At 47.2% G+C, this 11,193-nt stretch carries 10 protein-coding genes (1 of these 10 only partly in view); 7 read left to right on the forward strand and 3 right to left on the reverse strand.

Annotated elements, in window-relative coordinates; translation table 11 throughout:
* Positions 1 to 12 precede the first annotated feature (12 nt).
* Positions 13 to 1,098 (reverse strand): ribonucleotide-diphosphate reductase subunit beta, encoded by a 1,086-nt coding sequence (locus GA003_18735; protein ID QXD28015.1) that lies wholly within the window; start codon positions 1,096 to 1,098, stop codon positions 13 to 15.
* Positions 1,099 to 1,498: 400 nt separating this feature from the next.
* Here GA003_18735 and GA003_18740 point away from each other — a divergent pair, with 400 nt between their 5' ends.
* The 6 genes from GA003_18740 to GA003_18765 all read left to right on the forward strand — a co-directional run bounded on the left by GA003_18740 (position 1,499) and on the right by GA003_18765 (position 7,703).
* A complete protein-coding gene (locus tag GA003_18740; GenBank protein ID QXD28016.1) occupies positions 1,499 to 2,128 on the forward strand; it encodes an RNA polymerase sigma factor in 630 nt (209 codons plus the stop codon).
* A complete protein-coding gene (locus GA003_18745) occupies positions 2,125 to 2,607 on the forward strand; it encodes a hypothetical protein (GenBank protein QXD28017.1) in 483 nt (160 codons plus the stop codon). Before GA003_18740 ends, GA003_18745 begins: the two co-directional genes overlap by 4 nt.
* The gene (locus tag GA003_18750; protein ID QXD28018.1) at positions 2,604 to 3,041 is read left to right on the forward strand and encodes a DUF3106 domain-containing protein; all 438 of its coding nucleotides are present in this window, start codon (positions 2,604 to 2,606) and stop codon (positions 3,039 to 3,041) included. The genes GA003_18745 and GA003_18750 overlap by 4 nt, the downstream gene beginning before the upstream one ends.
* Before the next feature lie 119 nt (positions 3,042 to 3,160).
* Complete coding sequence (locus GA003_18755) at positions 3,161 to 4,060, forward strand: NAD(P)-dependent oxidoreductase (GenBank protein QXD28019.1); 900 nt, start codon at positions 3,161 to 3,163, stop codon at positions 4,058 to 4,060.
* A 116-nt stretch (positions 4,061 to 4,176) separates the two neighbouring features.
* Entirely contained in the window at positions 4,177 to 5,697 is a 1,521-nt protein-coding gene (locus GA003_18760) for a glycosyltransferase (protein QXD28020.1), read from the forward strand.
* An 11-nt stretch (positions 5,698 to 5,708) separates the two neighbouring features.
* Positions 5,709 to 7,703, forward strand: coding sequence for a TIGR04283 family arsenosugar biosynthesis glycosyltransferase (locus GA003_18765; protein QXD28021.1), 1,995 nt, complete (start codon positions 5,709 to 5,711; stop codon positions 7,701 to 7,703).
* Here the strand turns inward: GA003_18765 and GA003_18770 are convergent.
* Entirely contained in the window at positions 7,698 to 9,122 is a 1,425-nt protein-coding gene (locus GA003_18770) for a PLDc N-terminal domain-containing protein (GenBank protein ID QXD28022.1), read from the reverse strand. The two genes, GA003_18765 and GA003_18770, sit on opposite strands and share 6 nt — an antisense overlap.
* A 110-nt stretch (positions 9,123 to 9,232) precedes the next feature.
* A complete protein-coding gene (locus tag GA003_18775) occupies positions 9,233 to 10,579 on the reverse strand; it encodes an RDD family protein (protein ID QXD28023.1) in 1,347 nt (448 codons plus the stop codon).
* Positions 10,580 to 10,776: 197 nt separating this feature from the next.
* Here GA003_18775 and xth point away from each other — a divergent pair, with 197 nt between their 5' ends.
* Positions 10,777 to 11,193, forward strand: the 5' portion of a protein-coding gene (xth, locus tag GA003_18780; GenBank protein ID QXD28024.1) for an exodeoxyribonuclease III. It continues 348 nt past the right edge of the window; the window shows 417 of its 765 coding nt (coding positions 1-417); the start codon lies at positions 10,777 to 10,779; the stop codon falls past the right edge of the window.

An 11,193-nucleotide genomic window follows, 5' to 3' on the forward strand; every position in this document is an offset into this window, starting at 1 on the left:
TAAGTTTAGCTATTAGAGTTCGTCGTCATCAACCTGTTCTAGGGCTGATGCTTTTTGGTATTCGGTAACGCGGCCTTCAAAGAAGTTTTGCTCCTTTTGGATATCCATCATCTCGGCGAGCCAAGGGAATGGGTTGGTAACACCGGGATTGATCAATGGTAGTCCAACTCCTTCGAGGCGGCGGTCTGCGATATAGTCGATATATTGAGTAAAGTCTTCAGCACTCAGTCCAAGCGCGTTCACTGGGAGGCAATCTTCGATAAATTCCTTCTCCAGGCCTACTGCTTCACGCATGAGATCTACGCATTCATCGCGAAAGTCTTCAGTCCAAATGTCTGGGTTTTCAGAAATCAGGTCCATGAACAAATTGCGGAGCAATTCGATGTGGTTGGACTCGTCACGCAAGGTGTAGCGGAACATTTGTCCGATACCTGGAAATTTATTCTGGCGGTAGAGCGACAGAATCATACCGAACAAGCCATAAAACTGGGTGCCTTCCATGCACTGCCCAAACACGAACATATTTTTGGCAAGGAGTTGCTTGTTTTCCATTTGGGTAAGATCGATATCACGCCGAAGACCACGAGTCGTCTTGGTAACGAACTCGTTCTTCTTAACAATGGTCGGGATGTCCTCGAACATAGCCTCGCACTCATGGGGATTAATCCCGAGTGAGCTGATCATATAGAGCAGCGAATCGGCATGGATATTTTCCTCATGCGCATGACGCCCTAGTACTAGCTTCAATTCGGGCGCAGTCACGCGTTCCCGAATGACGTGTAGGATGTTATCTCCAACGATACCTTCAGCGGCAGAAAAATAGCCCATACCCATGCGAATGATCCAACGCTCAACATCACTCAGCAAATCGGTCGATTTCCATTGTTCGATGTCCTTGTTCATCGGGATATCTTCGGGTTCCCAATGATTGGACTTCATGGTACGATACAACTCGTAGGCCCATTGATACTTCAAGGGCAGGAGATTGAAGGTCATCGTATCGCGGCCATTAATGATTTTTTTGGCCGCGTAAGCTTCTTCGGCCTTTGTTTCGTCTAAAACAAACGTTTTGTTACCAATCGTGAATGATTTGTCCATTAGTAGAGATAGAATGAGCGTAAAAGCCGCGGTGAGATCAGGTTAGGAAATTAAAGAGAGCCGCAAAACCCTAAGGATAAGTTGGATTCCGCAATAGACTGAGTCGGGTTTGGGATATTGCTAGATAAAAATCACACTTAACCCAATATGTTGTGGAACAAAGTTATGCGAACCCCTATATCTTGTGTCAATTGATTTTAGTTATTCACATAGGCCATATTTTTCTAAGTCGCTGATTGTAGAGGATTTTAAAAATTCCCCACAAGAAATTCACAAGATCTTCCCAAAATTGGGCGAATAAGTGCAGCAAGTCCCTAAAGCGCTTATTTATCAATGTGATAGGTACGATTTTTTCCCTTCAAAGCTGAAACATTCCTCAACAACCGGGGATTCATTTCATATGGAAAGCGCAGCACATCCATTATCCACTTGGCAGTCTCAGGCCAGCCACCTAGGGAGTTGGTCTGTGTCCAAACCCGTGGCCATTCCAATCGATGAAGATATAAGGCTCATGTTTGCCGTGGCGGCTGGTGATTCCAATGCCCTGCGGGAGCTCATAGACAAGTGGAAGAAACCGCTGATCAATTTCTTCTATCGCTCCCTTGGTTCTTATGCAGAATCCGAGGATCTGGCTCAGCAGGTTTTCATCAAACTCTACAGGGCTGCTGGCCGTTACGAAGCACGCGCCAAATTCTCGACCTTCCTCTTCCACATTGCGCGACGTGTGCTGCTGAACGAGTTTCGCCGTCGTAGCCGGAAACCTGTCGAGTACATGGACCCACAGGAATTCCACTATGGTGAAAGTGAAGATCCCGAGGTGCAACGTCGCCTCAACGAAATCGAAGAGATCTTTCAATTGGCGATAAAGAAATTGCCGGAGAAGCACCGCAGCGCTCTGCTGCTTTACAAGCAACAACATCTCAGCTATCGGGAGATCGCAGAAATAATGAAAGCAAACGAAAACGCGGTAAAGACTTGGATCCACCGAGCCCGCAACCAGCTGCGAAAGGAAATGGAGGCTCTGCAATGAAAGACAGGAAACGCCCCATAACCGATGAAGAGCTGGACGCTTTGCTCGCTGGAACACCGATAACACCCGATGATACTTTCGCTGATCGCACACTGATCAAAGCCACACCGGTGAACCTCACCGAGGTGGAGGCTCTCCTCTCGGGTGATCTTGTTACTATAAGCCCAGATTTTACAGAACGCACCCTGGCGCGCATTGAGGAAAGCGGATCTGCAATGATCTTCGAATTTCCCGCCATGCGCTGGCTGGTTAGAAGCGGGTTAGCTGCCGCCGTACTTTTGATGGGGATCTTCGCCTATTCCATCTTGCAAAACCAGGCTCCTACCGTGGTTGTTCAAGAATTTGCCCAGGCCAATATAGCAGAAATGGAGCTAGAAGAACTTTTATTTCTGGAAGAAACTCTCTCATCCGCCAAATTTCTCATTGAGCTCGAGAAAACCGTTCCGCTTAATTACTTCATTGATGAGGCTGACTCATGAAAACCCTAGTTAAATTTTCTGCATCCAATTTCTACAGGCGACTCACGATGGTCGCTCTGGCATTCTCCCTATTGTCGGCGATGGCCTCTGTCCATGCTGAGGATACGAAAGAAAGCAAAGAAGATCTGGCGACCCTTCAGCAATTGCTGAAAATGCCAAAGGACGACTTAAAGCGTGTCCGACTATCGCTGGAGAGTATCGAGAAGATGTCTCCCTCAGACCGGAAAAAGGCTCTTCAACGTATTCAGGATCTGAATAAAATGCCTTCCGAGCAGCGGAAGGAAACGATTGATCGCTGGAATGAGCTGAGTCCTGAATTGAAGAAGCAGTACTTCGACTACTTAAGAAAGCTATCCGCAAGTGAACGCACCAAGTTCAAAGCACTGCCATGGGACAAACAGATCGCCCAGATAAAGAAGACCTCTAAGAAATAGAGACCCCATCCATTTCACACGAAGGCCGAAATTAGGGAATGCCTATTTCGGCCTTTTTCTTTTTGGTGAAAGGATCTAGGCTTTTTCTCACACTCTTATAAATAACTCCTCTTCAAATTATGGAATTACCAACAATCGGATTTGTAGGCGTAGGCCGTATGGGCTTCAATATGGCACTGCGCTTGAATGAATGTAACTACCCTGTCACGGCCGTTTATGACGTAAATGCGGACGCCGCAGCAGATCTAGCAGGAAAAACCGGGGCGACCGTTTGCTCAACGCTTTCGGAGGTCACTCAGAAGGCCGACTTGATCTTCACTGTGGTAACCGATGATGCAGCCATGCGGCACATCTTCTTCAACGAAGGCGACAATCTCTTAATGGGCGCTGAAGGAAAGACCTTCATCAATTGCGCTACCTTGAGCCCTGGGATTCATGTTGAGATAGAAACGGCTTGTCACGACGCAGGAGCTCAAAGCCTGGAAGCTTGTATGGCATCCAGTATTCCTCAAGCCCGTCAGGGAACGCTCTACTTGATGGTTGGTGGCACAGAAGTTGTTTTCTCAGCTATAAAAAGCGTGCTGGAAGATCTGAGCCAATCGCTTCGCTTCGTTGGTCCCGCTGGAACAGCAGCCCAAGTAAAAGCCCTCGTCAATATGGTCATGAATATAAACACCGCGGCTTTGGCCGAAGGCTTGGGACTAGGACAAGCTCTCGGTCTTGACCTCGAAATGCTGTGTGAAGTGTTTGCCCAAACAGGAGCCAATTCAAGGGTCTTGGAAACCGATTCCGAAGATATGCTTGGGAGAGATCACGAATGTTATTTCTCATGTGAGCATGCAGCCAAAGATTCTGGGATTGCCCTCGATGTCGCGAAGGAAGAAGGAATTGAACTACCACTGGCACAAGCAACTTTCGAGCAATATGAAAAGCTCAAGGCAATGGGGCTCGGTCACCTTGATAAATCTGCTGTGGCAGAACTGACCTTCCCAGGCCGCGGAGGAGAAGGCATCAGTTAAGGGAATACCCTTTTCGAAGAGGAATAATCCATGCCGTGATTCGTCCAACGAGTTGTAAAAACCAATAATCCAGAAAACCTCCGCTAAGCCTGGTGCTCGGGTCTATTGGATATCTTATGATCGATCTTCTTGTAATAGTCATCTACTTCGTCGCTTCGCTCTTTCTGTTTTCTTACGGAATGAACTGCTATGTCGTGGTCTGGCTATTCCTAAGGTCCTTCAAGAAGGGGCAAGAGAACAACTCGACGATAGAGCAGGAGTCCGAAAACATTTGGGAGAACCCGGATAGGATTCCCAGCGTTACGACTCAGATTCCACTCTACAACGAACTGAATGTGGCCGAACGCGTCATCCGAGCCGCAGCAGCTTTGGAGTATCCAGCCGGAAAACATGAGATTCAAGTGCTGGATGATTCGACCGACGAAACGATATTGAAAGTCGATCAAGTAGCCGAAGAGCTTCGGAAAGAGGGCAAGGATGTCACGGTCGTTCGACGGAGTAATCGAGTCGGCTACAAGGCAGGAGCTCTTGAAGAGGGAACCCAATCGGCAAAAGGAGCATTTCTCGCGGTATTCGATAGCGACTTCGTTCCCGAAAAGGACTTCCTCAAACGATTGATTCCATTCTTCATGCACGATGAGGAGGTCGGTCTGGTGCAAGCCCGCTGGGGACATATTAACAAAGACTATTCCCTATTCACGCGGACACAGTCTCTTGGAATTGATGGGCACTTCATAGTCGAGCAAAGTGCACGCTGCTTTTCGGGCCTCTACATAAATTTCAATGGCACGGCTGGTATCTGGCGGAAACAAACAGTCATCGATGCCGGTGGCTGGAAACACGACACGCTTACCGAGGACCTCGACCTGTCCTACCGGGCACAACTCGCTGGTTGGAAGGCAACATTTGTTCCTGACGTGGTTGTCCCAGCAGAAATACCTCAAAACGTTTCTGCATTTAAGAGCCAGCAGTTTCGATGGGCAAAAGGATCCATTCAAACCGCAATCAAACTCTTCCCGACTCTACTAAGATCGAAACTGACCTTTTTCCAAAAGGTGCAGGCTTACTTTCACCTCACCCATTACGCCATTCATCCATTCATGGTGTTGCTAGCCATTCTGGGTCTTCCAGTTATTCTGGCAGCTGAATCGAGAATCACGACAGGCTTCTTTATAGGGATTGGCAGCTTAATGAGTTTTGCCACTTTCGCGCCCAGTACACTCTATTGGTTTAGCCAAAAGCATACAGGTATTCCATGGGGAAAGCGACTCCTGGGAATACCGCTGCTCGTATTCACAGGTGTTGGTATCGCAATTTCCAATACAAGAGCGGTTTTAGAGGCTATACTTAGAATCGAAAGTGGATTCATACGAACCCCGAAAGCAGGCGACAAACCATTAAAGCAGTATAAAGTTAAGATGCCCATTCTTCCGGTATTGGAACTCGTACTTAGTCTCTACTGTTGGTATTCCGTAGCACAGTTTTTTCCTTTAAATAAGTGGTTCGTCGCTCCTTTCCTTGTCATCTACGCTGTAGGGTTTGGTTACATAGGGCTCCTAGGACTCATTCAGGAGACCGCCATTGGGCGTTTAGTACGCCGCGGCAAAAAGCGTGAGACAACCCCGGTCACGGTCTAGGCTTTCATATCGTGAATCCGGTTTTTCGACTCGTTGCTTTCTGGGCATCTGCCTTACTATTCTTCGGATTCACACTCGTTGCTGGAACTACAAGCTCATTAGCGTCAGACGCATCCAAGGTCATTTACTGTTACTTGGGTATGGGCATCACCGGCCTTTCTGTCTGGGCCTTTTTCCCAAATACTAAGGGGACTCAACAATTAGTCCTCATCTTTGCCCTGGCCATTGTTTGCCGATTGATGATGGTTGGATTCCCCACTAGCGATGATGTAAACCGCTACCTCTGGGAAGGGAAGCTACTCCTCGCAGGTGAAAGCCCCTATGCACTCACGGCGGAGGATCCCGCTTGGATAGAATATCGGGATTCATTCTGGGAAGGCATGAACCATAAGGATAAAAAGACGGCCTACCCTCCTGCCTCATTGACTCTTTTTGCTCTACTTAATCTGATCTCCTACAATCCATGGATTTATAAACTGGCTTTTGGGCTGGCAGATGTCGCGACGCTGGGCGTGATCGTGGCCCTACTACATCATCGGAAATTACCCATCCGGACTGCGCTCATCTACGCTCTTAATCCTATTACTATTTTTGCATTCAGCGGAGAGGCTCACTTTGATTCTCTTTTTGTATTTTTGACGCTTTGTGCATTGCTATTCTGGGAACGAGGAAAGCTGAGTTGGGCCTGGGCACTCTTAGGCCTTAGCATTCAGATAAAACTGATGAGCGTTCTCATCATCCCGTTGCTCTTCTGGCAGAATAAGTCCGCTAAATGCATCTGGATTCTTGCCCCGCTAGTCTTGCCTTCTTTGCTCTTCTGGGACGACATGGGGAATCTGATCTCAGGGATTCTTCATTTTGGAGGAACCATGTCACACAACGGATCCCTCAATCATCTTTTCATCGACTTCTTAGGTAGCCGGGAATCGGCATCGAAGCTGTCCATGCTACTCCTGGTAATTTTAGTAGGAATTACATCGCTCAAATCCAGAGATGTGTTGAAAGGAAGCTTCATTATTTTTGGGGCATTGATACTTCTCTCACCGACCGTGCACTATTGGTATCTGTCTTGGGTTTTGCCATTCGTAGTGCTCTTCCCAAGTCTGCCCTGGCTGCTAACCTTTGTGCTTTCTGGCTTTTACTTTATTGCCTGGGTAAAATTTGGAAAGACGGGTGAATGGTACCAACCCATCGCATACCTAAGATTACAATGGATCCCATTTTACCTGTTGTGGACGCTTTCGTTCTTCCGAGGTTTCAGGAAACTATGGAGCCACAAAACGGATGGTACCGTAACAAGCATTTCAGTAGTCATCCCCACTTTAAATGAGGCCGTCCATTTATCAAACTGCCTTGAATCCATTGAAGCATCCGAAGCACCCTTCAAAGAAATCATAGTTGTGGATGGGGGCTCAAGCGATGAGACGGCGGAAGTCGTTCACGCCTACGGTGCAAAACTCTTAAGTAGTAAGCGTGGACGTGGATATCAAATTGCAGCAGGAGTGGAGGAATGCTCAGGTGACGCGATTCTTGTGCTTCATGCGGACGCCCAGATTCCCAAAAATTCCTCAACCCGCATTTTGGAAGTGTTGTGCAACAATCCAGAGGCAGCCGGCGGTGCCATTGGTCAACGGTTTATAGCAAAAAGCCAGAAGCCTGTGTTGGTCCTAATAGAAGCGCTGAACGACTTTCGGGCACAATGGCAGGGGAATAGCTTCGGAGATCAAGGCCAGTTTTTCAGACGTTCAGCAATAAAATCCATAGGCGGCTATCCGAGCATACCACTCATGGAAGACGTAGAACTCACCGCTCAACTAGCGAAACAAGGCGACTTGCTTTTGCTTGATTGCGATTTGCAATGCTCTGCGAGGAGATGGGAACGAGAACGTTCGATGGCAAGGATTGTGCAAGTGCTGTCATTGGTTATCCGATACAAGGTTCAAAGGCTACTGGGGAAAGATCCTTCCGAAAAAATGTTTAAGGAGTATTACTCCTCCCAATCATAGCAACGGAGCAATCAAACGAGCAGCATCTTCAATTATTCGACGACTTCGACCAGGATGTAGTTCTTTCTCTGTTCCAAAGGGGCGGCAACGTTCCAAGAGCCAATCCAACCACACAAAAATTTTTTCCAGATCCTCCTGAGATGTATGAACGATGCCAATTTCGAAGTTCACAAACAGACTACGGATATCAAAGTTGGCAGATCCATGGAGAAGTAAACGACGATCTGAAACCATGACTTTGGCGTGCAGCATTCCATCGGTGAATAACTGGATATTCACTCCGGCATCATACAACTCTCTCAGATAGTGAGAGCGGACAAAACCAACAACCTTCCAATTGGACTTTTCGGGCAGGATCAAGGTGATACGCTTTCCGCGCCTTGCTTTTACGGTGAGAGACGTCAGTAGCACTTCATCAGGAATGAAATAGGGAGTCACGATGACGAGTTCGTCTTCGAATTCTTGAATTACGTTCACAAGGCGTTCGTAAAGCATGTCACCATCTACGTCGGGTCCGGAGACAATACCGGTCAATTTACTACTCCCAACCTCTACATCGAGTGCAGGCACTAAATCTTTTATTTGGTCCAATGACTGTTTACTGGCGAATGCCCAATCTGACAGAAAGATACCGTTTAAACAATCAACGATAGGACCCTCGTAAACAGCACCAAAGTCAAAGAATCGATCCTGATCTGGTGTTTCCCCCATGAACCGTTTGTCGAGATTACGTCCACCAAGGATACTTTTCTTGTTATCAAAAACTGCAATCTTTCGATGGTTTCGAAGATTGGCCCAACCGTGTGTTTGAAACGGTAGGGCCGGCATAAAAGTACAAACTTCACCACCAGCTTGCTTGAGCTCTCTGATCTTTTTCCCAGGTCTACGAAAAGACCCTAAAGCATCTACCAAAAGTCGTACACGAATCCCCTTCTGGGCTTTCTTGATAAGCAGTTCCAGAATTTTATTACCCGTTTCATCGTCTCCCAAGATGTAGGTGAGTATATGAATCTCATGTTCCGCTTCCTTGATTAATCGGCAGTAGGTATGAAAGGCAATCTGACCGTCGGTTAGAAACTTTACTAGGTTACCCGCAGAGTAAAATTGGTCTTGGACATTGATAGAGTGATTTCCATCTTCGACCCCTTCCGTTAGTAACCCTTTGGCCTGAATTTTTTTCTTCAACTTACGCCCCCCCAGCAGGACATAGAGGGGGATTCCTAATGGCGGTATGGAAATTATAAGAAAACTCCATGCAAAGATACTACTCGGCTGACGTTGCTCTCTAAATATGCGGAGAATTATTATAACGGCTAACACAAATCCGATTACCACCAAGCCATTGGACACCAGCAGAGCGAGGAACCATTCGAAAAAGAAAAGCACCCAAACCCAAAGCTTATGTAGGTTCTCCAACATTCAATAGAGATAAAACGAACCAGAAGTTATAACCCCGTCAACTATACGAGGTAAACAAAAGACTCCCCCATTTCTGGGAGAGCATTTTGGACGAGAAATATAGTAACACCTTAATTCCAAGTATATCCCTTGGGAACCTGCACGACTGAGGTTCCAGCAATTTTGTCGTGCCAGGATTGATTTTCTGGATCCCAACCAGCCCAGAAAAAACCAAGGAAGAATGGTAAGAAGGATACAATCGAACTGAGACTACGAATAATGGAAGTCGACCAATCCATCGGGTCTCCTGATATTTTCTGAACTCGAATACCAAGTGCCATGCCGCCCAAGGTGCTTCCCTTCCAACCCCAGAAAATAATAAAATAAGCAAATAACGGAATCAGGGGAACGCCAATATTTAGGATACTGATAAGTAATCCGACCAACATCAAATCGATCAAGGTTGCTAATGTCCGCCACCAGAAACCAACCCGTTGAAAAATAGCTGCGACAGATGGGTCCACCTGGCTGAGCTCTGTTCCTGGAGGAACCGGACCACCGGTTGCTTCATGCACCGTTGATCCCGAAAGGCTGGGGGGAGTAGTTCCTGAAGGCGGAGTTGGCATAGCTGCCTGACGTGCCGCTTTCCGTTCAGAGATGGATTCACCAATTGCAAGGCAAACGGCACCCAATCCAAGAATCGACATAATCATCCACAGGAATAATCCAAAGAATGGAATCATATAAAGCGCATAAACGATACTCCCTCCAATCAGGATTGAGAATACAGGATGCTCAAGAAATGAGGCTCGGATAGCTCGGGCAATCTGACGTCCTACAAAGAAGAAAGCTACCGCTTTACCGAGGACGGCGATGGCAATCAGAGCAATGTCGGCAACTGGCAGAAGCAAGATACCGACCACGGTAATGATCATAATAATGCTAAAGGGAATATAAGCTGCCAGGACCAAGATACCTGCGAGGAATGCATTGAAGGGCCTCTCTTCAATCGCTTTCCGGCTGCGCTCCATCTGACGTGGAAACAGAACGGCGAGCAGGAGGTAAAACACCATGAAGATGGCAGCAATATAGAGCGTTATCTTCACATTCGGGGAAATGGGCCGAGCGAGCAGCACACAATCACTTATGAACTTGGGAATATCCTCGAAGGCGTCGGTCATTCCCGGTGGCAGAAATGGGATTACCACTTCCTGTCCTCTCGAGATGGAATCGGGATGCCTCTCAATTCTTCCTCCGATAACCACCAATTCTCCATTGATTTCCGCATTCGGGCCTAAAATCGCAGAGCCAAGCACCACGGCCACATCTCCATTCACCTTTCCATTCACCTCGGCGTTCCCTAACACGGTAACCATCTCTTTGCCTACTGAGCCAGTGAGCTTAGAGCTTCCAAGAATAGTCACCATTTCCCTTTCGACCATACCTTCCGCATGGCTATTTCCCATGACAGTAACCATCTCTTTGGATCTCTGTTCTGATAACCCAGCTAGGAAGGGAAAAGTCGCAGCCGAAAGTAAGATTTTTTAAAAAGACTTAAGCTACACGTTATCAGACATTAATGGAATTCTCAAATGACCTGTTCCCCAAGTTTTTCAGAAAATGCAAAGCAGATGCTTGATATGGAGGGTCGCGACTGCTTCTTTCAGGCAGATATATGGCAAAATCAAAGACTTTCATTTCTTGGAATGTGAATGGGTTGAGGGCGGTCCTCAAAAAGGGATTCGCTGAATGGTTAACAGAGACAGACCCGGATGTTATGTGCCTCCAGGAGATAAAAGCTGAGGAAGACCAAGTGGACTATGATTTTCCTGGATATCATGAGCATTGGTATTCGGCGGAGAAAAAAGGCTACTCTGGCACTTTGATTCTCAGCAAGGTAAAGCCAAAGCCGGTTTCATTCGGTCTGGGAATCGATGAGCACGACAAAGAAGGTCGGGTGATCACGGTAGAATACCCATCCTACTACCTTGTTAACGTCTACACACCCAATTCCAAAAATGAGCTTCAACGCCTGGATTATCGCACCCAAACTTGGGACCGGCTCTTCCTCGAACATTTGCAGGAGCTGGAG

Source organism: Opitutia bacterium ISCC 52 (assembly GCA_014529675.2).
Classification (GTDB): Bacteria; Verrucomicrobiota; Verrucomicrobiia; order Opitutales; family UBA2995; genus UBA2995.